The sequence below is a fragment of the Enterobacter sp. DC4 genome, assembly GCF_000568095.1.
Classification (GTDB): domain Bacteria; phylum Pseudomonadota; class Gammaproteobacteria; order Enterobacterales; family Enterobacteriaceae; genus Enterobacter; species Enterobacter pseudoroggenkampii.
In genome coordinates this window covers 535642-560683 of record NZ_AZUB01000001.1, presented here as the reverse complement: position 1 = coordinate 560683, position 25042 = coordinate 535642, and the positions used below count along the sequence as shown (strand labels likewise).

General features: G+C 58.1%; 25 protein-coding genes, 1 tRNA gene and 1 other RNA gene. 16 read left to right on the top strand and 11 right to left on the bottom strand.

All coding sequences use genetic code 11. The annotated features are described in order from the left end of the window. The first annotated feature begins 76 nt into the window (after positions 1–76). The 4 genes from P349_RS21330 to P349_RS25130 all read left to right on the top strand — a co-directional run bounded on the left by P349_RS21330 (position 77) and on the right by P349_RS25130 (position 2042). Positions 77–937 (top strand): pirin family protein, encoded by an 861-nt coding sequence (locus tag P349_RS21330; RefSeq protein WP_032648956.1) that lies wholly within the window; start codon positions 77–79, stop codon positions 935–937. 20 nt (positions 938–957) lie between these two features. Next, positions 958–1635, top strand: a complete 678-nt coding sequence (locus P349_RS21335) for an isochorismatase family protein (protein WP_032638688.1) — start codon at positions 958–960, stop codon at positions 1633–1635. A gap of 137 nt (positions 1636–1772) precedes the next feature. After that, positions 1773–1860: transfer RNA gene (locus P349_RS21340), tRNA-Ser, on the top strand. Positions 1861–1904: 44 nt separating this feature from the next. Further along, positions 1905–2042: non-coding RNA, RtT sRNA (locus tag P349_RS25130), on the top strand. A 216-nt stretch (positions 2043–2258) separates the two neighbouring features. On the opposite strand, the gene phoH is transcribed toward P349_RS25130, so the two are convergent. The 4 genes from phoH to efeU form a co-directional block, all read right to left on the bottom strand. Beyond that, positions 2259–3047 carry a phosphate starvation-inducible protein PhoH gene (gene phoH / locus P349_RS0124025; RefSeq protein ID WP_024908976.1) on the bottom strand — a complete coding sequence of 263 codons (789 nt, stop codon included), beginning with the start codon at positions 3045–3047 and terminating at the stop codon, positions 2259–2261. A gap of 499 nt (positions 3048–3546) precedes the next feature. Then, positions 3547–4830, bottom strand: a complete 1284-nt coding sequence (gene efeB / locus P349_RS21345; RefSeq protein ID WP_032648958.1) for an iron uptake transporter deferrochelatase/peroxidase subunit — start codon at positions 4828–4830, stop codon at positions 3547–3549. A 5-nt stretch (positions 4831–4835) separates the two neighbouring features. After that, a complete protein-coding gene (gene efeO / locus P349_RS21350; RefSeq protein ID WP_032648960.1) occupies positions 4836–5963 on the bottom strand; it encodes an iron uptake system protein EfeO in 1128 nt (375 codons plus the stop codon). 40 nt (positions 5964–6003) lie between these two features. After that, the gene (gene efeU, locus P349_RS21355) at positions 6004–6837 is read right to left on the bottom strand and encodes an iron uptake transporter permease EfeU (RefSeq protein ID WP_032648962.1); all 834 of its coding nucleotides are present in this window, start codon (positions 6835–6837) and stop codon (positions 6004–6006) included. A gap of 251 nt (positions 6838–7088) precedes the next feature. Between efeU and P349_RS21360 the strand changes: the two genes are divergently transcribed. Continuing rightward, positions 7089–8273 (top strand): NupC/NupG family nucleoside CNT transporter, encoded by a 1185-nt coding sequence (locus P349_RS21360; RefSeq protein WP_024908972.1) that lies wholly within the window; start codon positions 7089–7091, stop codon positions 8271–8273. Between the two features lie 81 nt (positions 8274–8354). On the opposite strand, the gene P349_RS21365 is transcribed toward P349_RS21360, so the two are convergent. Both P349_RS21365 and putP read right to left on the bottom strand, forming a co-directional pair. Beyond that, on the bottom strand, positions 8355–8774 hold the full coding sequence (locus tag P349_RS21365; RefSeq protein WP_032648964.1) for a DUF3574 domain-containing protein: 420 nt from the start codon (positions 8772–8774) through the stop codon (positions 8355–8357). Positions 8775–8889: 115 nt separating this feature from the next. Beyond that, positions 8890–10398 (bottom strand): sodium/proline symporter PutP, encoded by a 1509-nt coding sequence (gene putP, locus P349_RS21370; RefSeq protein WP_024909642.1) that lies wholly within the window; start codon positions 10396–10398, stop codon positions 8890–8892. A gap of 423 nt (positions 10399–10821) precedes the next feature. On the opposite strand from putP, the gene putA reads away from it, so the two are divergent. Next, the gene (gene putA, locus P349_RS21375; RefSeq protein ID WP_032648965.1) at positions 10822–14784 is read left to right on the top strand and encodes a trifunctional transcriptional regulator/proline dehydrogenase/L-glutamate gamma-semialdehyde dehydrogenase; all 3963 of its coding nucleotides are present in this window, start codon (positions 10822–10824) and stop codon (positions 14782–14784) included. 101 nt (positions 14785–14885) lie between these two features. Further along, positions 14886–15275 carry a lysozyme inhibitor LprI family protein gene (locus P349_RS21380; protein ID WP_032648967.1) on the top strand — a complete coding sequence of 130 codons (390 nt, stop codon included), beginning with the start codon at positions 14886–14888 and terminating at the stop codon, positions 15273–15275. A 70-nt stretch (positions 15276–15345) separates the two neighbouring features. On the opposite strand, the gene rutR is transcribed toward P349_RS21380, so the two are convergent. After that, a complete protein-coding gene (rutR, locus tag P349_RS21385) occupies positions 15346–15984 on the bottom strand; it encodes an HTH-type transcriptional regulator RutR (RefSeq protein WP_008499819.1) in 639 nt (212 codons plus the stop codon). Positions 15985–16229: 245 nt separating this feature from the next. Here rutR and rutA point away from each other — a divergent pair, with 245 nt between their 5' ends. From rutA to rutG, 7 genes are read left to right on the top strand one after another with little or no spacing between them, the layout of a single operon-like run. Beyond that, complete coding sequence (rutA, locus tag P349_RS21390; RefSeq protein WP_032648969.1) at positions 16230–17321, top strand: pyrimidine utilization protein A; 1092 nt, start codon at positions 16230–16232, stop codon at positions 17319–17321. After that, positions 17321–18010: a pyrimidine utilization protein B gene (gene rutB, locus P349_RS21395; protein ID WP_032648971.1), complete on the top strand. Its 690-nt coding sequence runs from the start codon at positions 17321–17323 to the stop codon at positions 18008–18010. Before rutA ends, rutB begins: the two co-directional genes overlap by 1 nt. A gap of 11 nt (positions 18011–18021) precedes the next feature. After that, positions 18022–18408 carry a pyrimidine utilization protein C gene (rutC, locus tag P349_RS21400; RefSeq protein ID WP_008499822.1) on the top strand — a complete coding sequence of 129 codons (387 nt, stop codon included), beginning with the start codon at positions 18022–18024 and terminating at the stop codon, positions 18406–18408. 7 nt (positions 18409–18415) lie between these two features. Continuing rightward, on the top strand, positions 18416–19216 hold the full coding sequence (gene rutD / locus P349_RS21405) for a pyrimidine utilization protein D (RefSeq protein ID WP_032648973.1): 801 nt from the start codon (positions 18416–18418) through the stop codon (positions 19214–19216). Positions 19217–19225: 9 nt separating this feature from the next. Further along, on the top strand, positions 19226–19816 hold the full coding sequence (locus P349_RS21410) for a malonic semialdehyde reductase (RefSeq protein WP_032648975.1): 591 nt from the start codon (positions 19226–19228) through the stop codon (positions 19814–19816). Positions 19817–19825: 9 nt separating this feature from the next. Then, the gene (gene rutF / locus P349_RS21415) at positions 19826–20320 is read left to right on the top strand and encodes an NADH-dependent FMN reductase RutF (RefSeq protein WP_023327078.1); all 495 of its coding nucleotides are present in this window, start codon (positions 19826–19828) and stop codon (positions 20318–20320) included. Between the two features lie 21 nt (positions 20321–20341). Further along, positions 20342–21664 carry a pyrimidine utilization transport protein G gene (gene rutG / locus P349_RS21420; RefSeq protein ID WP_032648977.1) on the top strand — a complete coding sequence of 441 codons (1323 nt, stop codon included), beginning with the start codon at positions 20342–20344 and terminating at the stop codon, positions 21662–21664. A gap of 73 nt (positions 21665–21737) precedes the next feature. Here the strand turns inward: rutG and P349_RS21425 are convergent, their stop codons facing one another. The 4 genes from P349_RS21425 to P349_RS21440 all read right to left on the bottom strand — a co-directional run bounded on the left by P349_RS21425 (position 21738) and on the right by P349_RS21440 (position 23805). Further along, the gene (locus P349_RS21425) at positions 21738–22259 is read right to left on the bottom strand and encodes a GNAT family N-acetyltransferase (protein WP_032648978.1); all 522 of its coding nucleotides are present in this window, start codon (positions 22257–22259) and stop codon (positions 21738–21740) included. Between the two features lie 6 nt (positions 22260–22265). Beyond that, complete coding sequence (locus tag P349_RS21430) at positions 22266–22535, bottom strand: type II toxin-antitoxin system TacA family antitoxin (RefSeq protein WP_008499829.1); 270 nt, start codon at positions 22533–22535, stop codon at positions 22266–22268. Positions 22536–22596: 61 nt separating this feature from the next. Beyond that, on the bottom strand, positions 22597–23514 hold the full coding sequence (locus tag P349_RS21435; protein WP_024909631.1) for a DMT family transporter: 918 nt from the start codon (positions 23512–23514) through the stop codon (positions 22597–22599). 117 nt (positions 23515–23631) lie between these two features. Continuing rightward, the gene (locus P349_RS21440) at positions 23632–23805 is read right to left on the bottom strand and encodes a general stress protein (RefSeq protein WP_024909630.1); all 174 of its coding nucleotides are present in this window, start codon (positions 23803–23805) and stop codon (positions 23632–23634) included. A 391-nt stretch (positions 23806–24196) separates the two neighbouring features. Between P349_RS21440 and wrbA the strand changes: the two genes are divergently transcribed. Together wrbA and P349_RS21450 are read left to right on the top strand one after the other, a co-directional pair. Continuing rightward, on the top strand, positions 24197–24793 hold the full coding sequence (wrbA, locus tag P349_RS21445; protein WP_032648980.1) for an NAD(P)H:quinone oxidoreductase: 597 nt from the start codon (positions 24197–24199) through the stop codon (positions 24791–24793). Between the two features lie 20 nt (positions 24794–24813). Then, a complete protein-coding gene (locus P349_RS21450) occupies positions 24814–25041 on the top strand; it encodes a YccJ family protein (protein WP_008499832.1) in 228 nt (75 codons plus the stop codon). Position 25042: the final 1 nt, after the last annotated feature.

Below are 25042 nucleotides of genomic sequence, written 5' to 3'. Positions count from 1 at the left end.
TGCCATTTTCACTATCTACCGGGATATTAACCCTGAATATAAGCTAATTACATCAACAGAACATCAGGAGTTAATCATGAAAAACGTAACAGGCGTTTATACCGCTCCTCGTCAGCACTGGGTTGGCGATGGTTTCCCGGTCCGTTCAATGTTCTCTTATCAAACCCACGGCGAGCCACTGAGTCCGTTCCTGCTGCTGGACTACGCAGGCCCGTACACCTTTCCGGCAGATGGTGCGAAACGCGGCGTAGGCCAGCATCCTCACCGGGGTTTTGAAACGGTCACCATCGTTTATTCAGGTGAAGTGGAGCATCGCGACTCCACGGGCAAAGGCGGCGTGATTGGCCCCGGCGACGTGCAGTGGATGACCGCAGGCGCAGGTATTTTGCACGAGGAGTTCCACTCGAGCGCGTTCTCGCAGAAAGGCGGAGAACTGAAAATGATGCAGCTTTGGGTCAACCTCCCTGCGAAAGACAAGATGGCCGCACCGGGCTACCAGAGCATCACGAAAGCCGACATCCCGGTGGTGACGCTGCCTGACAACGGTGGAACGCTGCGGGTTATTGCCGGTCGCTACGACACGGTTACCGGCCCGGCGCACACCTTCTCGCCGCTCAACGTCTGGGACATCGCACTGAACCAGGGAAGCCATCTGGCGCTCAATCAGCCCGAAGGCTGGAGCACCGCGCTGGTGGTGCTTGAGGGCAACATCACGGTGAACGGTACCACTCAGGCAGGTGAAGCCCAGCTGGTCGTACTGAGTCAGGAAGGCGACAAACTGCACCTTGAGGCGAACAGCGATGCAAAAGTGCTGCTGATGGCCGGCGAGCCGCTGAATGAACCCATCGTGGGCTATGGCCCGTTTGTGATGAACAGTAAAAGCGAAATCAACGAAGCCATTCGTGATTTCAACTCCGGCCGCTTCGGCCAGATCTGAACGTAATAAAGGAGAAGAAGATGTCTACACCTGCGAATTTTAATGGCACCCGTCCGGTTATTGATGTGAACGATGCGGTGATGTTGCTTATCGATCACCAGAGCGGTCTGTTCCAGACCGTCGGAGATATGCCAATGCCAGAGTTGCGCGCCCGTGCGGCAGCGTTAGCGAAGATCGCGACCCTGGCGAAGATCCCGGTGATCACCACCGCGTCCGTTCCGCAGGGACCGAACGGACCGCTTATCCCGGAGATCCACGCCAACGCGCCGCATGCGCAATATGTTGCCCGTAAAGGTGAAATCAACGCCTGGGATAACCCGGAGTTCGTGGCTGCGGTAAAAGCCACCGGGCGCAAAACGTTGATTATCGCGGGCACTATCACCAGCGTCTGCATGGCCTTCCCGTCAATTAGCGCGGTGGCGGACGGGTATAAAGTATTTGCGGTGATTGATGCCTCCGGCACCTACAGCAAGATGGCGCAGGAGATCACCCTGGCGCGCGTGGTGCAGGCCGGTGTGGTTCCGATGGATACGGCGGCGGTGGCCTCTGAGATCCAGCGAACCTGGAACCGTGAGGACGCGGCTGAGTGGGCTGAGGTGTACACCCACATCTTCCCGGCTTACCAGTTGCTGATCGAAAGTTACGGCAAAGCACAGGAAGTGGTTAAAAACAGCGAAGTGCTCGATTCTCAGCGTTAATAACCCGTGCTGCGACAAGAGCTGATTAAGGCTTAACCGAACGCACACGAATACAGAAAATCTGCTTGACCGTTTTAGCGCAACTCCCTATAGTAGCGCCCCGTTGCCCCCCAAGCGGTCAGGCAGCAAAACAATATGGTGAGGTGTCCGAGTGGCTGAAGGAGCACGCCTGGAAAGTGTGTATACGGCAACGTATCGGGGGTTCGAATCCCCCCCTCACCGCCATATTTGAAGAAGAGCTCGCATGAAAATGCGGGCTTTTTTTTCGCATGTTGCACGCCTGCGGGGGGATGAGAATCCCCGACCGGGGTTCGACAACTGGCGACAGCCAGTTGGACAGACTGAGAGCGTAGCGAACAGGCTGCCCGCAGGGCGAGCGAAGCGAGTCAATCCCCCCCTCACCGCCATATTTAAGATGAGAGCTCGTACGAAAGTACGGGCTTTTTTCTTTTGGATCGCACCTGGGGATTCGAACCTTGAGACTCCCTGCGCTCTTTATGCCTGGTGGCGCTGCGCTTACCCGGCCTACGGGTATTGTCGGTCGGGTAAGCGCAGCGCCACCCGACTCATGCCTTCACAAAAAACAAAGCCCGGTTTCCCGGGCCTTGAACACAACAGCAAACTCAATAATACGCTTGCAGCGTGCGCTGGCAGAGCGCCGAACGCACGCAGTCCTCTTTGGTGAAGCGTACCACCCCAATCATCTCATCTTCCTCAAAACGTGACATGGCGTCGCTCAGCCCGGATTTCACGCCGGATGGCAGGTCACACTGGGTAATATCGCCGTTAACGATAACCGTCACGTTCTCCCCGAGGCGCGTTAAGAACATCTTCATTTGCGCAGCGGTCACGTTCTGAGCCTCGTCAAGAATGACGACCGCATTTTCAAATGTACGTCCGCGCATATAGGCGAACGGCGCGATTTCCACCTTGCCAATCTCTGGTCGCAGGCAGTACTGCATGAAGGATGCGCCCAGTCGCTTCACCAGCACGTCATAGACGGGCCTGAAGTACGGGGCAAACTTCTCCGAAATATCTCCGGGCAAGAAGCCGAGATCTTCATCAGCCTGCAGTACCGGACGGGTAACAATGATTCTTTCCACGTCCTTATGGATCAGCGCTTCCGCCGCTTTGGCTGCACTAATCCAGGTTTTCCCGCATCCGGCTTCACCGGTTGCAAAGATGAGCTGTTTACTCTCGATAGCATTCAGGTAGTGCGCCTGAGCCTCATTGCGCGCCACAATTGGAGAATTATCACGGCTGTCTCGGGCCATGCCAATTGCTTCTACGCCACTCATCTGCACAAGCGAGGTGACCGATTCTTCTTCACGCTGTTTATGGCTACGTGAATCCCGTCTCAGCACACGTTTTGCTTCGCGACGAGCTTTGATCACTGCTTTTTGTCTTCCCATGGATAGCACCTTGAGTTGTTGGTATTCATCACACGCGCCAGCTTCGGCACGATTATGCGCACGAACATCAGAGGGTTGGCTTCCTTGTAAGCCATTGCTTGCTTTATCGGATGACGATACGGAACAGCTACGCGCACCGTTCTGCACGTCGGTCGAATCAGATTCTTGAGGAAGGGGGGAGAATTTAGTGGTGAGGAAATCGCTGCCGGAGTCTGAGCCTCCGCGCCGGGTGCTGCGGTTGTTATGTTTACCTTGTCCAGTACAGGACGCAACCATTCGCGATCTCCATAGTGATTCAGCATCACTGCCGGGAACTACCGCTGTCTTATCTTAAGTACATCAGGAGTTATCACAAATGCAACATTTATTTTACCTGAATGCAACTTTTAAGACTGCACCTGCAGTGGATTCAGTCTTATATAGAAATATTACAGAAATATAACAACAAGATAGTCATATGAAAAAATAATGTCCCCGCGAACTATCGCAGGGACGATTATCAGGCTTCGAGCAGCCCTTGAGCGAGGTACGCGTTACTGTCGCGCGCCCCTGGCAGGGCAAAGAAATAGCCGCCGCCGATGGGTTTAATGTACTCTTCCAGCGCTTCACCGTTGAGCCGCTTCTGCACGGTGAGAAAGCCCTTTTCCAGATCGTGCTGATAGCAGACGAACAGCAGCCCCATATCGAGTTGACCGGAGTTAGTCACGCCGAGCGAGTAGCTGTAGCCCCGACGCATCATCAGGCTCGATTGCGTCTCTTTGGTGCGCGGGTTGGCCAGACGAATATGGCTGTCGAGCGCAATTACATCGCCATTGGGATCGCGGGCGTAGTCAGGCACATCATGCTCGTTCTTCATGCCGAGCGGTGCCCCGCTTTGCTTATCCCGACCAAAGATCGTCTGCTGCTCTTTGAGCGGCGTGCGGTCCCAGAACTCCACGTGGAACTGAATAATCCGCACCGCCTGATAGCTTCCACCAACCGCCCATGCCGGTTCGCCCTGATCGGCAGTGACCCACACCACCTCCTTCATGAGCGCGCCATCGTGGCTGTCCGGGTTGGCCGTACCGTCCTTAAAGCCCAGCAGGTTCACCGGAGTCTCTTTCCCTTTGCTGCGTGCGGCGTGGTCCGAGATAAACCCTTCCCGCTTCCAGCGCACGCTCAGCAGATCCGGCGTGTGCTTAATGATGTCGCGCAGGGCGTGGATCACCGTGTCCTGGGTATTGGCGCAGATCTGCAGGAGCAGGTCGCCGTGACACAGCGCCGCATCCAGGGAGTCATTCGGGAAGCGCGTCATTTTTTGCAGCGCCTTCGGCTTCTGTTTTGCCAGCCCATAGCGCGCGTCAAACAGCGATTCACCGAGCGAAACGGTAATGGTCAGGTTATCCGGGGCGATAAACGGCCCCAGAATGCCGGAGTCCATTGGCGGCAGACGCGGGTTCGGCGTATCGGGCGCCGGCCCACCGGCGGTAAGAAACGCGATGCGCGTCGTCAGCAGGCGGAACAGGCGTTCCAGATCGGCTTTATCGCTGGCCAGCGAATCAAAGGCCACCAGCATCATAGACGCCTGCTGCGGCGTCAGGATACCCGACTGATGCTCGCCATAAAACGGCTGCGTCTCCATGCGGGCATTGGGTGACAGCGTGCCGGGTGCGCTTTGCGGTTTCTCCGCATGCGCCACCGGACAGCCACCGGCCAGAGCAAGCGCGCCCCCCAGCGCCCCTACTCCTTTTAACAATCGACGACGTGAAGGCTCAACCACGTCGTTCTCGCTATGCTTATTCATCGTGCTTAGTCCAGACCCAGTACGCCACGCAGCAGAGAGAGATCTTCCGCCAGGGCGGTGATCGGACCTTTCAGCGCGTTGCGGTCGGCATCGGTCAGCTTGTCGTAGGTCTCAAACCCGTCTTTGGTGCGGTACTTCGCCAGGATGGTGTCGACCTTTTTGAAGTTGGCATCCACTTTGGCCAGCAGTTCGCCGTTCTCTTTCTGCAGCTGAGGACGCAGCAGGTTAACAATTTTCTGCGCGCCGTCGACGTTAGCCTGGAAGTCCCACAGGTCGGTATGGCTGTAGCGATCCTCTTCGCCGCTGATTTTGCTGGCGGCCACTTCTTCAATCAGCCCGGCCGCGCCGCCCACCACTTTTGACGGCGGGAAGGCCAGCTCGCTGATGCGCTTTTGCAGCTCCAGCACGTCGCTGTTCAGCTGGTCGGCATACTTCTCCATCCCTTTGGCAGAATTATCGCCAAACAGGGCTTTCTCCAGACGGTGGAAACCGGTGAATTTCGGATCGGCCGCTTTCTGCTCGAAATCATCTTCGCGGGCGTCAATGCTGCCATCAAGGTCAGAGAACAGCTCGGCGATCGGCTCGATGCGCTCGTAGTGCTGACGGGTTGGCGCATAGAGGGATTTCGCTTTTTCGATATCACCGGCTTTCACCGCATCGGTAAAGGCTTTGGTTGCCGTCGCCAGGTCCGCCGTCTCTTTCGTGACATAGGCTTTATACGCGGTAATCGCATCGCCCAGGCTCAGCACCGCAGCGCCTTTCGCCGCATCGGCCGTCGCTTCACCTTTGACGATCAGCTTCCCTTTAGGGTTGGTCAGCAGACCGCAGGTCATCTCATACTCGCCCGGCTGCAGGTTGGCGGTCATTTTCTGGCTGAAGCCAGGGGCGATATTTTCACGCTCCTCCACCACCAGAACCCCTTTCAGGATCTCCCACTCCAGCGCCTTCTGGCTGTGGTTCTGAATAATGAACTGGGTTTTGCCGCTGTTCACCGTGAGGGTCATCGGCTCGCACTGCTTATCGTTGACGGTGACTTTAACCTGAGGAACATCCGCGCTCCAGGCGGAGAATGCAGAAGCGAACAGCGCGGCAATGCCTGCGCATAACGCACTACGACGGAACTGAATTGCCATGACTCTTCCCTTTAAAAGTATGTTGTAACTAAATCAACTATTACGGCGCAACGCGCGACGCCTGCGTGCCGGTACGCGGCGGCATAGCGAACAGCACCAGCGCCGGAACCAGATAAATAAAGTACATCGCCACTTCGCTGACGCTTGGCGTTTCCTGATAGCCGAAGATACCTTCGAGCAGGGTGCCGGTCAGAGAGTGCGTGGAGAGGACGTTGCTGAGGTCGAACGCCACGTCCTGGAAGTGGTTCCACAGGCCCGCTTCATGGAAGGCGCGAATCGCCCCTGCCGCCAGACCCGCGGCCACCAGCAGAATAAACAGGCTGGTCCACTTGAAGAAGGCGCCCAGGTTCAGGCGGATACCGCCCCAGTAGAGCAGGAAACCGAGCACCACGGCCGTGGCGAGGCCCAGCATGGCCCCCAGCGGCGGCCAGATCCCCACATCCTGCTGAAACGCCGCCAGCAGGAAGAAAACAGACTCCAGCCCTTCGCGCGCGACGGCGAAAAAGACCATCATAATGAGCGCCCAGCCGTGGTTATTGCCCTTTTGCAGCGCGTTATCCACCGCCTGCTCCAGCTGCACCTTCACGTTACGGGAGACCTTACGCATCCAGAACACCATCCAGGTGAGGATCACCACCGCAATCACGGCGACGATACCCTCAAACAGCTCCTGCTCTTTCTGCGGAAACTCGCCGGTGGTTTCGTTGATGAGGATACCGAGGCCCAGGCAGAGCGCCGCGGCAAGGAATACCCCGATCCACATGACGCCAATCCAGCGCCCGCGCTGGGTTCGCTTCAGATAACTGGCGATGAGGCTCACGATAAGGGCGGCTTCGAGCCCTTCACGTAACATAATGAGAAATGGAACAAACATGCCGACACCTTAAATGTTTATCGCGGTCAACTGATGCAAAGAAAGGTAAATTCTTGTGATAGTGATTATCATTACGGCAGAAAGAAACACAAGCGAAATGTGCGGTGTTTTGATAACGAGTTGTAAACGCCCAGCCTGATAATAGTTTCAGGTGTTATCGTTAAGTTTATAAGTTATAACGAAAATGCCCATTTACGCTGATTCAGGGCTGTGGCTAAATAACCGCCTCAAACACCTGGTGAAATTAAATTATGTTTAAAATTGTCCATTTCCTGCTGGCGCTGGTCATTATTCTCGCGCTTGCCTGGCTGGTGAGTTTCGACCGCCGAAAAATTCGCATTCGTTTTGTTTTACAGCTGATTGTCATAGAAATTGCCCTGGCGTTCTTTTTCCTGCACGCCGAAAGCGGGTTATTCCTGATTAAATACGTCTCAGGATTTTTTGAGTCGCTGCTCAAATTTGCTGGTGAAGGCACTAATTTCGTCTTTGGCGGCATGGGAGAAAAAGGTCTGGCGTTCATTTTCCTCGGCGTACTTTGCCCGATTATTTTTATTTCCGCGCTGATTGGTATTCTTCAGCACTGGCGGATCCTGCCGATTTTTATTCGGGTAATCGGTACGCTGCTGTCAAAACTGAACGGTATGGGCAAGCTGGAATCCTTTAACGCGGTGAGTTCGCTGATCCTCGGTCAGTCGGAAAACTTCATTGCCTACAAAGGCGTGCTGGGCGATCTCTCCTCTCGTCGACTCTTCACCATGGCAGCCACGGCGATGTCGACGGTCTCCCTGTCGATTGTCGGGGCGTATATGACCATGCTCGACGCTAAATTTGTCGTCGCGGCGCTGATTCTGAACATGTTCAGCACCTTTATTATTCTCACGGTCATCAACCCGACGCGCCCGGAAGCGGAGCCGGATATCAAACTGGAAAAACTGCATGAATCGCAGAGCTTCTTCGAGATGCTTGGCGAGTATATTCTGGCCGGTTTTAAGGTGGCGATGATTATTCTGGCGATGCTGATTGGTTTTATCGCGCTTATTAGTGCCGTTAACGCCCTCTTCTCCAGCGTATTTGGCATGAGCTTCCAACAGATCCTCGGCTATGTATTTTATCCCCTGGCATGGCTGGTAGGGATTCCTCTGAGCGATGCCTTAAACGCGGGCAGCATTATGGCAACCAAGCTGGTAGCGAATGAATTTGTGGCGATGATTGAGCTGCAAAAAATAGCGCACCAGATGTCCCCGCGCGGGCTGGGCATTTTATCCGTCTTCCTGGTGTCGTTCGCGAACTTCGCCTCCATCGGCATCGTGGCCGGGGCGATTAAGGGCCTGAACGAGCAGCAGGGTAACGTGGTATCGCGGTTTGGTCTGCGTCTGGTGTACGGTGCGACCCTGGTGAGCCTGCTGTCGGCGAGCTTTGCGGGGTTGGTGCTGTAAGTTTTGTGCCGTTTGTGCCCGGCGGCGCTTGGCTTGCGCGGGCCTACGATACAACAACGGCGGGTTATCCCGCCGTTTTCATTAAAACTGCACGCACACCGGCTGGTCGACGCGCATCACCGACTCCTGCGCGAAGCGTGATTTATAAATCCCGCGCAACGCTTCGATGTTCTTCTCGCTCTGCGCATCTTTACCGTGGATCAGCATCAACGCCTTGCTCGGTTCACGCGCCACTTTCCCGTCGTTCCCCAGCCACTGCCCGCGGGCATCAAACACCGTTAAGCCATCGCGGAAACGCGGCGTCACGTCCTGGTCAACAAACTGCTGCCATTCGTTGCTGGTGATCTGCGCCCCGGCAGGACGGTTTAAGCCGAAATAGAGCGTGGTTTGCTGCATCTGGTTATCCGCTTTGCAGGTTTCTACCGCCGCATGTTGCGATGGCGCGTTGCAGCCCGCCAGCATCAATAATGCTGCCGCCATTAACCCTGTTTTGATTGTCATGCTTCGCTATCCTCATTGTTATAAGTGCAGCGATATCAACGTAATTCTGGAAAATTTGCAAGAAAAAGCCGGGTGGCGCTAACGCTTACCCGGCCTACGGTGTTACGTGGGAAAATTATTCCGGCTGCAGCTTAGACGGCGGTGCGGAGTGGTAGTGCGCGTCTGCTTCCGCAAAGCGTTTCTGCATGGAGGCAGACGGTGCTTTACCCAGCAGACTGAAGACCACGATACCGATGCTGCCGAAGATGAAGCCTGGGATGATTTCGTACAGGCCCAGCCACGCGAACTGTTTCCAGACGATAACGGTCAGCGCACCGATAATCATTCCTGCCAGCGCGCCGTTACGGGTCATACGTGACCACATGACGGAGAACAGCACGACCGGACCAAACGCCGCACCAAAGCCCGCCCACGCGTAGCTCACGAGACCCAGCACGCGGTTTTCCGGGTTGGCCGCCAGCGCGATGGCAATCAGCGCCACCACCAGCACCATAAAGCGCCCTACCCACACCAGCTCTTTCTGGCTCGCGTTTTTACGCAGGAAGGCTTTGTAGAGGTCTTCGGTGATCGCACTGGAGCAGACCAGCAGCTGGCAGCTCAGGGTGGACATTACCGCCGCCAGGATCGCGGAGAGCAGAATACCGGCAATCCAAGGGTTAAACAGAATCTGCGCCAGCTCGATAAACACGCGCTCGGCGTTCTGGTTCACCGCGCCCGCCTGCGCCGGGTTATTGCTGAAGTAGGCAATACCGAAGAAGCCGACCGCACACGCCCCCGCCAGACACAGAATCATCCACGTCATACTGATGCGACGCGCATGGACGATGGTGTGGTGAGAATCCGCCGCCATAAAGCGCGCCAGGATGTGCGGCTGACCGAAGTAGCCCAGACCCCAGCCCATCAGGGAGACGATAGCGACGAAGTTCAGCCCTTTCAGCATATCGACGTTTTCGATACTCTTCTGCTTGATCACCTCCAGCGAATCGCCAAAGCCGCCAACGGTGAAAATCACAATCACCGGGGTCAGGATCAGCGCGAAGATCATCAGGCTCGCCTGCACGGTGTCGGTCCAGCTTACCGCCAGGAAACCGCCCACGAAGGTATAGAGAATGGTTGCCGCCGCACCGGCCCACAGGGCGGTTTCGTAGCTCATGCCGAAGGTGCTTTCGAACAGGCGCGCACCGGCCACGATGCCGGAGGCACAGTAGATCGTGAAGAACACCAGGATCACCACCGCCGAGATAATACGCAGCACGCGGCTGTTATCTTCAAAGCGTCCGGTGAAGTAGTCCGGCAGCGTCAGGGCGTTGTTGTTGGCCTCGGTGTGCACGCGCAGGCGGCCTGCCACCAGCTTCCAGTTGATCCATGCACCGACGGTCAGACCGATGGCGATCCAGCTTTCAGAGATACCGGAGATGAAAATCGCGCCCGGCAGCCCCATCAGCAGCCAGCCGCTCATGTCGGAAGCGCCCGCAGAGAGTGCGGTCACCATTGGGCCTAAACTGCGTCCGCCCAGAATGTAGTCGTCAAAGTTTTTCGTTGAACGCCACGCCAAAAACCCTATCAGGATCATGCCAAATATATAAACGAGAAATGTCACCAGCATCGGTGTGCTAATAGCCATTCAAATTCTCCAAAAGTGTCGAGCGACAACCGTCCGGGTTGCCTTGTTATATGATCACCGGAACGTGGTGACGGTATCTTGTGTTTCGGTGAGGCGCGCTATCCTGCCGTATGCGCCCTCCGCTGACAAACGATTTAACACTGCATTTACATCAATTTCATCCCCGGCTTGATACGAGTTTCCTATAGGTTGCACTCGCTCACGCTTTTACGGGTTGCACCTTTTAAAAGTGTTAACTCCCGCATAAAAACAGGCTTCCCGGGACAAAAGCAGCACGTTTTTCCAGCTAACCATTCGTTAACAATCCATTCATTTTCCGGGTTGCAAACCAGGTCACATTTAACACGGTTGCACAAAGTTGCAACATGGGGGATATTTCACGCTATCTACAGAACGCTATTACAGAACAACAGGAGCTTTGGCATGGGTATGACCACCATGGGGGTTAAGCTGGATGACGCCACCCGCGAACGGATTAAGACCGCGGCAACCCGCATTGACCGCACGCCGCACTGGTTAATTAAGCAGGCGATTTTTAACTATCTCGAAAGACTCGAGAGCGATGAGGGCCTGCCGGAGCTACCTGCCCTGCTGGCCGGTGCAGCGAACGAAAGCGAGGAAGCGCCAGCCGCTGGTGACGAGAACCATCAGCCGTTCCTTGAATTTGCCGAGCAGATCCTGCCGCAGTCCGTCAGCCGTGCCGCCATTACCGGCGCCTACCGCCGTGCCGAAACCGACGCCGTACCGATGCTGCTGGAGCAGGCTCGCCTGCCGGAAGCCGTTGCCGCACAGGCGCACAGCCTGGCGTATCAGTTAGCCGACAAGCTGCGTAACCAGAAGACCGCCACCGGCCGCGCCGGGATGGTTCAGGGTCTGCTGCAGGAATTTTCCCTCTCCTCACAGGAAGGCGTGGCGCTGATGTGCCTGGCGGAAGCGCTGCTGCGTATTCCGGATAAAGCCACCCGCGACGCGCTGATCCGCGACAAGATCAGCAACGGTAACTGGCATTCCCACATTGGCCGCAGCCCGTCGCTGTTCGTTAACGCGGCGACCTGGGGCCTGCTTTTTACCGGCAAACTGGTCTCCACCCATAACGAAGCCAACCTGTCACGCTCCCTGAACCGCATTATCGGTAAGAGCGGCGAGCCGCTGATCCGCAAAGGCGTGGACATGGCGATGCGTCTGATGGGCGAGCAGTTCGTCACCGGGGAAACCATTGCCGAAGCGCTGGCGAACGCCCGCAAGCTGGAAGATAAAGGTTTCCGCTACTCGTACGACATGCTCGGCGAAGCGGCCCTGACCGCCGCCGACGCGCAGGCCTATATGGTCTCTTACCAGCAGGCGATCCACGCCATCGGTAAAGCGTCCAACGGTCGCGGTATTTATGAAGGCCCGGGCATCTCGATTAAGCTTTCCGCCCTGCACCCGCGCTACAGCCGCGCGCAGTACGACCGGGTGATGGAAGAGCTCTACCCGCGCCTGAAGTCCTTGACTCTGCTGGCGCGCCAGTATGACATCGGCATCAACATCGACGCCGAAGAGGCCGACCGTCTGGAGATCTCCCTCGACCTGCTGGAAAAACTGTGCTTCGAGCCGGAGCTGGCGGGCTGGAACGGCATCGGCTTCGTTATCCAGGCCTACCAGAAGCGCTGCCCGTTCGTCATTGATTACCTGATTGACCTGGCCAGCCGCAGCCGCCGTCGCCTGATGATCCGTCTGGTGAAAGGGGCCTACTGGGACAGCGAAATCAAACGCGCCCAGATGGAAGGGCTGGAAGGCTATCCGGTCTATACCCGCAAGGTCTACACCGACGTCTCTTACCTCGCCTGCGCGAAAAAGCTGCTCGGCGTGCCGAACCTGATCTATCCGCAGTTCGCTACCCACAACGCCCACACCCTGGCGGCAATCTACAGCCTGGCAGGGCAGAACTACTACCCGGGCCAGTACGAATTCCAGTGCCTGCACGGCATGGGTGAACCGCTGTATGAGCAGGTGACCGGTAAAGTGGCGGACGGCAAGCTGAACCGCCCGTGCCGTATCTATGCTCCGGTGGGTACCCACGAAACCCTGCTGGCATACCTGGTGCGTCGCCTGCTGGAAAACGGCGCGAACACCTCCTTCGTTAACCGCATCGCTGACACCACCCTGCCGCTGGACGAGCTGGTGGCCGACCCGGTGCAGGCCGTAGAGAAGATGGCGGCCCAGGAAGGCCAGATTGGTCTGCCGCATCCGAAGATTGCCCTGCCGCGCGAGCTGTACGGCAAAGGCCGCGTTAACTCGGCGGGCCTGGATCTCGCCAACGAACACCGTCTGGCATCCCTCTCCTCTGCCCTGCTCAACAGTGCATTGCAGAAGTGGCAGGCCAAACCGATGCTGGAGCAGCCCGCTGCTGACGGCGACATGCAGCCTGTTATCAACCCGGCAGAGCCAAAAGATATCGTCGGCTACGTGCGTGAAGCCACCGAAGCGGAAGTGGATCAGGCGCTTGACAGCGCGGTGAACAACGCCCCTATCTGGTTCGCCACGCCGCCACAGGAGCGTGCCGCCATTCTGGAGCGCGCGGCGGTGCTGATGGAAGATCAGATGCAGTCGCTCATCGGTATTCTGGTGCGCGAAGCGGGTAAAACCTTCAGCAACGCCATCGCCGAAGTGCGCGAGGCGGTCGACTTCCTGCACTACTACGCCGGTCAGGTGCGCGATGATTTCGACAACGAAACCCACCGTCCGCTCGGCCCGGTCGTCTGTATCAGCCCGTGGAACTTCCCGCTGGCGATCTTCACCGGCCAGATTGCCGCCGCGCTTGCCGCAGGCAACAGCGTGCTGGCAAAACCGGCAGAGCAGACCCCGCTGATTGCCGCACAGGGCATCAACATTCTTCTGGAAGCTGGCGTACCGGCGGGCGTGGTCCAGCTGCTGCCGGGCCGCGGTGAAACTGTGGGCGCCAAACTGACCTCTGATAACCGCGTGCGCGGCGTGATGTTTACCGGTTCGACCGAAGTGGCCTCGCTGCTGCAGCGCAACATTGCCACCCGTCTGGATGCGCAGGGGCGTCCTACTCCGCTCATCGCGGAAACCGGCGGCATGAACGCCATGATCGTTGACTCCTCCGCCCTCACCGAGCAGGTAGTGGTCGACGTGCTGGCCTCCGCCTTCGACAGCGCAGGTCAGCGCTGCTCCGCCCTGCGCGTGCTGTGCCTGCAGGACGACGTGGCGGACCACACGCTGAAGATGCTGCGCGGCGCGATGGCCGAATGCCGTATGGGCAACCCGGGCCGTCTCACCACCGACATCGGGCCGGTGATCGACGCGGAAGCCAAAGCCAACATCGAAAACCACATTCAGACCATGCGCGCGAAAGGCCGTCCGGTGTTCCAGGCGGTGCGTGAAAACAGCGAAGATACCCGCGAGTGGCGGACCGGCACCTTTGTGCCGCCTACGCTTATCGAGCTGGCGAGCTTCGACGAGCTGAAAAAAGAGGTCTTCGGTCCGGTACTGCACGTGGTGCGCTACAACCGTAACAACCTCAACGAGCTGGTTGAGCAGATCAACGCCTCCGGCTATGGCCTGACGCTTGGCGTACATACCCGTATCGACGAGACCATCGCGCAGGTAACCGGCAGCGCCAAAGTGGGCAACCTGTACGTTAACCGCAACATGGTTGGCGCGGTCGTGGGCGTGCAGCCGTTCGGCGGTGAAGGCCTCTCCGGCACCGGCCCGAAAGCGGGCGGTCCGCTCTACCTGTACCGTCTGCTGGCGAACCGTCCGGAGAACGCGCTGGGCGTCACCCTGGCACGTCAGGATGCGGAATATCCGGTGGATGCACAGCTGAAAACCGTGCTGACGCAGCCGCTGGAGGCCCTGATCGCCTGGGCGGAGAAACGTCCTGAACTGCGTGCCGTTGCGCAGCAGTACGGCGAGCTGGCACAGGCCGGTACGCAGCGTCTGCTGCCGGGGCCGACCGGCGAGCGCAACACCTGGACGCTGATGCCGCGCGAGCGCGTACTGTGCGTGGCCGATAACGAGCAGGACGCGCTGGTGCAGCTGGCTGCCGCGATGGCAACCGGGTGTGAAGTGCTGTGGCCGGACGATGCGCTGCATCGCGATCTCACCAAACAGCTGCCGAAAGCGGTCTCGGCCCGCATTCACTTCGCGAAAGCCGATGCGCTGCTGTCGCAGCCGTTTGATGCCGTGATTTATCACGGTGATTCCGACCAGCTGCGCGAACTCTGCGAGCAGGTTGCGGCCCGCAGCGGGGCAATTGTTTCGGTGCAGGGCTTCGCGCGCGGGGAAACCAACCTGCTGCTGGAACGCCTGTATGTAGAACGCTCTCTCAGCGTCAATACCGCGGCGGCAGGCGGTAACGCCAGCCTGATGACCATCGGTTAATCGTGTAAACTTTCCCCGGTGGCGCTACGCTTACCGGGGCTACAAAACAACCGTAGGCCGGATAAGCGCAGCGCATCCGGCTTTTTTACACGGAGGGGATGATGAAAAGAGTATTTCTCGCAGGCGCAGCGCTGCTGCTGAGCGCCAGCGCGCTGGCCGACGAGTGCGACAAAGCGACCACTCAGCTTGAACTGAATACCTGTAGCGCGCAGCAGTACCAGACTGCCGATAAAAAGCTCAACCAGACCTATCAGGCCGCCATCAAGCGTGCGGCTGCTCCCCAGCGCGATCTGCTGAAAAAAGCGCAGCAGGCGTGGATTGCCCTGCGCGACGCGGACTGTGCGTTTATCGGTTCGGGGACGGAAGGCGGGAGCGTCCAGCCAATGATTGTTAACCAGTGCCTGGCGGAAAAAACCGTGGAGCGCGAAGCGTTTCTGGCCTCGCTGATGCAGTGCGAAGAGGGCAACCTAAGCTGTCCCCTCTCCCCATAGGGCCGAGGGAGAAAAGACAGCACAGAACAGTTCCCTCTCCCCTCTGGGGAGAGGGTTAGGGTGAGGGGAACTAACGCAGGCGGATCCCTTCGATAATCATCCGCTGTACGTTTTCCAGGGTGCTGTGGAAAAACGCTTCGTCCTGGAGCGTTTTACCGGTCACCGCCTCGACCTGGGCCGCAAAGTCAGCGTAATGCTGGGTGGAGGCCCAAATCATAAAGATCAGATGATGCGGATCGACCGGAGCCAGTTTTCCGCTGGCCACCCATCCGGCGATAATGGCCGACTTATCGTCCACCAGCTGTTTTAAATCTCCGGTTAATTCCGCCTGCAACAGCGGCGCCCCCTGCAGCATCTCAAGACAAAACAGTCGTGAAGCCTGCGGGTAATCGCGCGACACCTCCAGCTTTAGGCGAATGTACTCTTTGATCGCCACCAGCGGGGCCAGCTCTTCGCGGAAGGCTTTCAGCGGCGCCAGCCAGATATCGAGGATCTGCTGCATCACCGCGACATACAGCGCCTCTTTCGACGGGTAGTAGTAGAGCAGATTGGTTTTGGAGACCCCGGACTGCTCCGCCACCTGCTCCAGGCGCGTGCCGTGAATACCAAACTGCGAAAAGGTCTCCAGTGCCGCGCTGAGGATCGCCTGTTTCTTAGCGCTCACCGCCTGCGAACGTTTACCTGGTGTTTTCACTGCGCCTTGTGTCATTCCCGCTCTCCTTATTCTGCGTTGCCCTCAGCATAGCAAAACCCCCGTCTCGCCACGACATCCTGCACTCCGATCGCGCATGAATGCCTGTTTTCTGTGCAATGTTTTTGACCAGTTAGTCCACATTTAGCTGCATCAATCCACCAACTTCTGATTAACACATTAATAACACAGCCATTTTCAAAACTGGCACTGCCTTTGCAAAAACACCGTTACACCTGCGACGTAATGAAGAGAGGTTCGTGATGAAAATTGGCGTATTTGTACCCATCGGCAACAACGGCTGGCTTATCTCGACCACTGCACCGCAATACATGCCGACCTTTGAGCTAAATAAAGCCATCGTGCAGAAAGCGGAGCACTACCAGTTCGACTTTGCGCTTTCGATGATCAAGCTGCGCGGCTTTGGCGGCAAAACCGAATTCTGGGACCACAACCTGGAGTCTTTCACCCTGATGGCCGGGCTGGCCGCAGTCACCTCGCGGATCCAGATCTACGCCACCGCCGCCACGCTCACCCTGCCCCCGGCGATCGTGGCGCGCATGGCCTCCACCATCGACTCCATCTCCGGCGGGCGCTTTGGCGTCAACCTGGTCACCGGCTGGCAAAAACCGGAGTACGAGCAGATGGGGCTCTGGCCGGGGGACGATTACTTCTCGCGTCGCTACGACTACCTGACCGAATACGTGCAGGTGCTGCGCGATCTGTGGGGTACCGGCAAAAGCGATTTCAAGGGTGACTTCTTCACCATGAACGACTGCCGCGTCAGCCCGCAGCCGTCGGTGCCGATGAAGGTGATTTGCGCCGGGCAGAGCGACGCGGGAATGGAATTCTCGGCGAAATACGCCGACTTTAACTTCTGCTTCGGTAAAGGTGTGAACACGCCTGCCGCCTTCGCCCCGACCGCCGCGCGCATGAAAGAAGCCGCCGACAAAACCGGGCGCGACGTGGGATCCTACGTGCTGTTTATGGTGATTGCCGACGAAACCGACGACGCGGCGCGCGCAAAATGGGAGCGCTATAAGGACGGCGCCGACGAGGAAGCCCTGAGCTGGCTCACCGAGCAGAGCCAGAAGGATACCCGCTCCGGCGCGGACACCAACGTTCGTCAGATGGCCGACCCGACCTCCGCCGTCAATATCAACATGGGCACCCTGGTCGGCTCGTACGCCAGCGTTGCCAGAATGCTTGACGAAGTGGCGGCCGTCCCTGGGGCGGAAGGCGTCCTGCTGACCTTCGATGACTTCCTCACCGGCGTGGAAACCTTCGGCGAGCGCATCCAGCCGCTGATGCAGTGCCGAGCCCACATCCCTGCCGTCACGAAGGAGGTGGCGTAATGACAACCCTTAACGCACGTCCGGAAGCCATCACCTTTGCGCCGGAGCAGAGCGCGCTGATCGTGGTGGACATGCAAAACGCCTACGCCAGCCAGGGCGGCTATCTGGATCTGGCGGGGTTCGACGTCTCCGCCACCCGACCGGTGATTGAGAACATTAAAACCGCCGTCGCCGCCGCGCGCGCCGCGGGCATGCTCATCATCTGGTTCCAGAACGGCTGGGACGATCAGTACGTCGAGGCCGGAGGCCCCGGCTCGCCCAACTTCCACAAGTCGAACGCCCTGAAAACCATGCGTAAACGGCCCGAGCTGCAGGGCAAACTGCTGGCGAAGGGCGGCTGGGATTATCAGCTGGTGGATGAACTGGTCCCGCAGGCGGGTGATATCGTCCTGCCGAAACCGCGCTACAGCGGCTTTTTCAACACGCCGCTCGACAGCCTGCTGCGCAGCCGGGGCATTCGCCACCTGGTCTTCACCGGCATTGCCACCAACGTTTGCGTGGAGTCGACCCTGCGCGACGGCTTTTTCCTCGAGTATTTCGGCGTGGTGCTTGAAGACGCGACTCATCAGGCCGGGCCGGATTTCGCCCAGAAGGCGGCCCTGTTCAACATCGAAACCTTTTTTGGCTGGGTCAGTAACGTTGCGGATTTCTGCGACGCCCTGAATCCCCCGCTCGCCCGTATCGCCTGAGGAGACACACGATGCCGAAATCCGTAATTATCCCGCCGGGCACCAGCACGCCCATCGCCCCGTTTGTCCCCGGCACCCTTGCCGACGGCGTGGTGTATGTCTCCGGCACGCTGCCGTTTGATAAAGACAACAACGTGGTGTTTATCAACGACCCAAAGGCGCAAACCCGCCACGTGCTGGAGACGATCAAAACCGTGATCGAAACGGCGGGTGGCACGATGGAGGATGTGACCTTCAACAGCATCTTTATCACCGACTGGAAAAACTACGCCGCGATTAATGAAATCTACGCGGAGTTCTTCCCCGGCGATAAACCGGCCCGTTTCTGCATTCAGTGCGGGCTGGTGAAGCCGGACGCGCTGGTTGAAATCGCCACCGTTGCGCACATCGCGAAGTGAGGCGGCCATGAAACTCTCCGTCTCACCGCCCCCGTATGAGGGTGCGCCCGTGGTGGTCCTTATTTCCGGTCTCGGCGGCAGCGGCAGCTACTGGCTGCCCCAGCTGGCCGCGCTGGAACCGGAGTATCAGGTGGTGTGCTATGACCAGCGCGGAACGGGCAATAACCCCGACGCCCTGCCGGAAGGCTACAGCCTGGCACAGATGGCGGACGAACTGGCCCAGGCGCTGGCAGAGGCCGGGATCGCGCGCTACAGCATCGTCGGCCACGCGCTGGGGGCGCTGGTCGGCCTGCAGCTGGCCCTCGACAGGCCCGACGCCCTCACCGCGCTGGTGTGCGTCAACGGCTGGCTGACCCTCAACGCCCACACCCGTCGCTGCTTTCAGTTCCGCGAGCGCCTGCTGCATTACGGTGGCCCGCAGGCGTGGGTTGAGGCGCAGCCGCTGTTTCTCTACCCGGCAGACTGGATGGCCGCTCGCGCCCCCCGTCTCGAGGCCGAAGAGGCCCTGGCGCTGGCCCACTTTCAGGGAAAAACCAACCTGCTGCACCGGCTTAGCGCCCTGAAAAAGGCCGACTTTAGCCGCCACGCCGCACGCATCCGCTGCCCGGTACAGATCATCTGTTCCGCCGACGACATGCTGGTGCCCTCTGTCTGCTCGTCTGAGCTGCAGGCTGCGATCCCGCACAGCCACAGCGCGGTGATGCGCCAGGGCGGTCATGCCTGCAACGTCACCGAGCCGGACACCTTTAACACCCTGCTGCTGAACGGGCTGGCCAGCCTGCTGCACAGTCATGAACACGCTTTATAAGGAGCTGTAATGAGCGAAGCCATTAATTCCACCGCGCTGGAAACGCTGTTCACCGGCGCCCGCACCCATAACGGCTGGCAGGATATTGCCGTCAGCGACGAGACGCTGCGCGAAATTTACGACCTGATGAAATGGGGGCCAACCTCCGCCAACTGCTCCCCGGCGCGCATTGTGTTTGTGCGAAGCGCAGAGGGAAAAGAGAAGCTGCGCCCGGCGCTCTCCAGCGGCAACCTGGAGAAAACGCTCACCGCTCCGGTCACGGCGATTGTCGCCTGGGACAGTGAATTCTACGAGCGCCTGCCTGAACTGTTCCCGCACGGCGATGCCAGAAGCTGGTTTACCGCAAGCCCCGCACTGGCGGAAGAGACCGCCTTTCGCAACAGCTCACTGCAGGCCGCCTACCTGATTTTCGCCTGTCGCGCGCTGGGGCTGGATACCGGCCCGATGTCGGGCTTTGACCGACAAAAGGTCGACGAGGTCTTTTTCACCGGCACGACGCTTAAAAGCAATCTGCTGATCAACATTGGCTACGGCGACCCGGGCAAACTTTACGGCCGCCTGCCGCGCCTGACCTTCGACGATGCCTGCGGGCTGGCGTAAGGAGCGATGATGACGACACCGGATAAACAAACCTTTCGCGACGCCATGGCCTGCGTCGGCGCGGCGGTGAATATCATCACCACCGACGGTCCCGCGGGGATGGCAGGCTTCACCGCCAGCGCGGTGTGCAGCGTCACGGATTCCCCGCCCACCCTGCTGGTGTGCCTGAACCGCGGCGCGTCCGTCTGGCCGACGTTCAGCGAAAACCGCACGCTGTGCGTGAATACCCTGAGCGCCGGGCAGGAGCCGCTCTCAAACCTGTTTGGCGGCAAAACGCCGATGGAAGAACGCTTCGCCGCCGCCCGCTGGCAGACGGGCGACACCGGCTGCCCGCGTCTGGAGGATGCGCTGGCCTCGTTTGACTGCCGCATCAGCCAGGTGGTGAGCGTCGGTACCCATGACATTTTGTTTTGCGACATTGTTTCGATTATTCGCCACCCCGCGCCGCAAGGGCTGGTGTGGTTTGACCGCGGTTACCACGCGCTTATGCGCCCCGCCTGTTAACCCGCTTTAAGGAGACAGACCATGTTCGGATTTCCCCACTGGCAGTTGAAATCGACCTCCACAGAAGCAGGCGTGGTCGCGCCGGATGAACGCCTCCCGCTCGGGCAGACGATGGTGATGGGCGTCCAGCACGCGGTTGCGATGTTTGGCGCCACGGTGCTGATGCCGATGCTGATGGGGCTCGATCCCAACCTCTCTATTCTGATGTCGGGTATCGGCACCCTGCTGTTCTTTTTTGTCACCGGCGGGCGCGTGCCCAGCTATCTGGGATCCAGCGCCGCCTTTGTCGGCGTGGTTATTGCCACCACCGGGTTTAACGGCCAGGGGATCAACCCCAACCTGAGCGTGGCCCTCGGCGGCATCATCGCCTGCGGTCTGGTGTATACCCTGATTGGTCTGGTAGTGATGAAGATCGGTACACGCTGGATCGAGCGCATGATGCCCCCGGTCGTAACGGGCGCCGTGGTGATGGCGATTGGCCTGAACCTCGCCCCGATTGCGGTCAGAAGCGTCTCCGCCTCGCCGTTTGAAAGCTGGATGGCGGTGATCACCGTGCTGTGCATCGGCCTGGTGGCGGTGTTCACTCGAGGCATGATCCAGCGGCTGCTGATTCTGGTCGGGCTGATTGTTGCCTGTCTGGTGTATGCCCTGCTGGCGAACATTTTTGGTCTCGGCAAGCCGGTGGATTTTACCCTGCTGCATCAGGCCGCCTGGTTCGGCCTGCCGAAAGTGACCTCGCCCACCTTTAACACCCAGGCGATGATGCTTATCGCACCGGTGGCGGTGATCCTGGTGGCAGAGAACTTAGGTCACCTGAAGGCGGTCGCGGGAATGACCGGGCGCAGCATGGATCCGTACATGGGCCGCGCGTTCGTCGGTGACGGGCTGGCAACCATGCTCTCCGGTTCCGTGGGCGGCAGCGGCGTCACCACCTATGCCGAAAACATCGGCGTAATGGCGGTGACCAAAGTCTACTCGACGCTGGTCTTCGTGGCGGCGGCGGTGATGGCGATGCTGCTCGGCTTCTCACCGAAATTCGGCGCGCTGATCCACACCATTCCGTCACCGGTTATCGGCGGGGCATCGATTGTGGTGTTTGGGCTGATCGCCGTGGCCGGCGCGCGCATCTGGGTGCAGCATCGGGTCGATCTCAGCCAGAACGGTAACCTGATTATGGTGGCCGTCACGCTGGTGCTGGGTGCGGGCGATTTTGCCCTGACGCTGGGCGGCTTTACGATCGGCGGGATTGGCACAGCGACCTTCGGCGCGATCCTGCTTAACGCCCTGCTCAGCCGCCGGATGGCCGCTGTCCCACAGGGCGAGGTGGTGCGTCAGGAGTCGTGAAATCTCAATGTCGGGTGACGGCTATGCCTTACCCGACCTTTACGTTCCGTAAGAACACCCTAATGTCAGGCAATCAGGCCTGCTCAAACAGTCGTTCGATAGATTTTGTAGGAAAGAAAAGAGAATGGCTGTTTTCACCCGTCAGCGGAATAAAACCCTGCTTCAGATAAAATCGTCTTGCCCGGTCATTGAGTGCATCAACAAATATTCCGTGTACGCCCACCGCCTGCGATGCCAGATAGACAACCCGCATGGCATGCGTGACGAGCGTCGTTCCCCACTCCTGTCCCTGCAGGTCTTTATGTATCGCCAGACGTCCCAGCGTTACGCTCGGTTCGTTGCTATAAGGGATCCGACGCTGCTGAGTCCTGGAAGGCAGCGTCGCTTTTTCAAAACAGCTTCCAGACAACGTGTAATAGCCCAGGACTCGCGGACGATCGCGCTCTTTAAGCAGATACCCTCGTAAAATACGCCCATTGTGCTGACGCACCAGATGTTCTGTAAGGAAGACATTTAGCGAGGGTTCACCACAATCGAAGTCCCTGAAATCATAATCTTTTCCCTCTGAAAACATTTCGACCGTGAGATTATCCACGACGCTTCACTCCATGTTTCGAAGACGTTTTGCCGCTCGCTTCAGGCGTTCATTTGGCTCTGGCGGATTGTCGATGGCATCCATCACCGCATTCCATGATGCTTCGTTTAAGACGAGACGCCGATGCTGTTCGATGACCTCCGCAGCGCGCTCTGACGCACTGTTCACCATAAACTGGGTGATCGTTTGGTTCGTCATCGCCGCCGCTTCTTCAATCATTGTTTTGTCTTCGTCCGTTAAGCGAAGATCGATACGCTGTTTTTTAAGTGCTGGCATGATTTACTTCATCGTGTACGGTAATTATCCGTACATATCGTAGATAAACCCGTCTATTTTTTCAATCTAAACCTTCTTCAGCTGTCATATCGCTCACCTGGCTCCGACGTTTTCTGAGCTTCAACTCGCTCACCAGCACCCCGGCGACAATAAATGCCGCGCCCACCAGGGCCAGCAGCGGCAGACGTTCCCCGGCCAGTCGCCCGAAAATGCCCGCCCAGACCGGTTCACCGGTATAAATCACCGTCGCGCGGGTTGGTGATACGCTGCGCTGCGCCCAGTTCATGGTGACCTGGATAATGGCGCTGAAGATACCCAGCCCCAGTGCGACCACCACCAGACCGGTGGACATCGGCGGTATGGACTCGCCTGCCGGAACCATCGTCGCAAAGGCCACCAGCGACGCGGTAGCGAGCTGTACTACCGTAACCCGCTTGACGTCCACCTTGCCCGCCCAGGCGCTAATCAGAATAATTTCCGCCGCAATCGCAACCGCCCCGACGAGGGTGATGATCTCGCCCGGCCCCAGCGCCAGGAGGTTGTTTTCCGGCCCGGCCAGTAAGATCAGACCGATAAACGCCAGCACGATGCCAATACAGGACATCAGACCGGGCAGCCGCCCCAGGCACAGCCACTGCAATAGCGGCACCAGCGGCACATACATCGCGGTGATAAACGCGGATTTGCTGCTGGAGATGGTCTGCAATCCCCACGTCTGCAGGCTGTAGCCCATCGCTATCGCGACACCAATGGCCACGCCGGCCTTCAGCTCTTTGAGCGTCAGACCCCGCAGCGTGTTAAGCGAAATCAGCCCTACGGCAAGCGCCGCCGTCGCAAAGCGCAGACCAACGAAGAAGAACGGATCACTGAGGGTCACCGCGTACTGAACGGCCAGAAACGTCCCGCCCCAGAACATGGTGATGAGAATGAGGATGGCTTCCTGCGGTTTTACGGAGAATTTAAAGCGTGAGACAGACATGCGGCACCAGCAAGTGAGAACAATTCTGTAGTGTGCGTTGCCTTTGGTTACAGTTCAATGTTGCAGAAATAAAAAAACCGCCGGGAGATCCCGGCGGCAGGGGTTCAACCCGGCGTGTTACTTACTGCTGCTGCCGTGGCTGTTTTTACCCCCTTTCTTGCCAGCTTCAGATGCGCGTTGCGGGTCATTCTTGAAGTTGCCCCCGCTATGCTGGCCACCTTTACGGCCTGCTTCTGATGCTCTTTCACGGTCTTCTGCGAAATTACCTGAACCACCACGATGGTTTGCCATCTCTAACCTCCAGAATGTGAAACATTAGACATCATATTGCATTCAGTAAAAGAGGATTCTTTCACCTCGCAACACAAGGGCAGAGCCTTTATCTGTGCTGCGTGAAACTAAGCTTAGTGGAATGCCGCTATCCGGCAAGCCGCAGGTAATATTCTGCAACATGAACTCAGCCTTTCGGGTGAGATGACGCGACGGGGATGCATAAACCTTTCTTATCATTTTAAAAATCCGCACCGGGAAAGTTGTATCATTTTGCTACAAAGTCATTTTTCTACGCATGTTGTTATAAATCAAATAAATGGCGTTCATTTTTGCAGTCTGGCTGTGATGACATATCTTTAAAAGAACGCAGCGATCCGCTGTCAGAAAAACCAACGAGGAGTGATGCAAAATGGCAAAAGTTCTGGTGCTCTATTATTCCATGTATGGACACATTGAAACCATGGCTCACGCGGTAGCAGAAGGTGCAAACAGGGTTGATGGCGTTGAGGTTGTGGTCAAACGCGTACCGGAAACCATGCAGGCGGAAGCCTTCCTGAAAGCCGGGGGTAAAACACAAAACTCCCCGGTCGCCACCCCGCAGGAACTGGCGGATTATGATGCCATTATCTTCGGCACCCCGACCCGCTTCGGCAATATGTCGGGCCAGATGCGCACCTTCCTCGATCAAACCGGCGGACTTTGGGCATCCGGGGCGCTTTACGGCAAACTCGCGAGTGTATTCAGCTCTACCGGGACCGGCGGCGGCCAGGAGCAGACGATTACCTCAACCTGGACTACCCTTGCTCATCACGGGATGGTGATTGTGCCGATTGGCTACGGCGCACAGGAGCTGTTTGACGTTTCCCAGGTGCGCGGCGGTACGCCGTACGGCGCAACCACCATTGCCGGTGGGGATGGCTCACGTCAGCCAAGCAATGAAGAACTGTCTATCGCCCGCTATCAGGGTGAATATGTCGCGGGTCTGGCCAAAAAACTGAACGGCTAACACCCAACAGGAGGACAAGCATGCCAACTCAAGAATCCAAAGCTCACCACGTGGGCGAATGGGCAAGTTTACGCAACACCTCTCCGGAGATTGCCGAAGCTATCTTTGAAGTCGCGAAGTACGATGAAAAGCTGGCCGAGCAGATTTGGGAGGAAGGTAACGATGAGGTGCTGGTGCGCGCCTTCGAAAAAACGGACAAAGACTCGCTCTTCTGGGGCGAGCAAACCATCGAACGTAAAAACGTCTAAG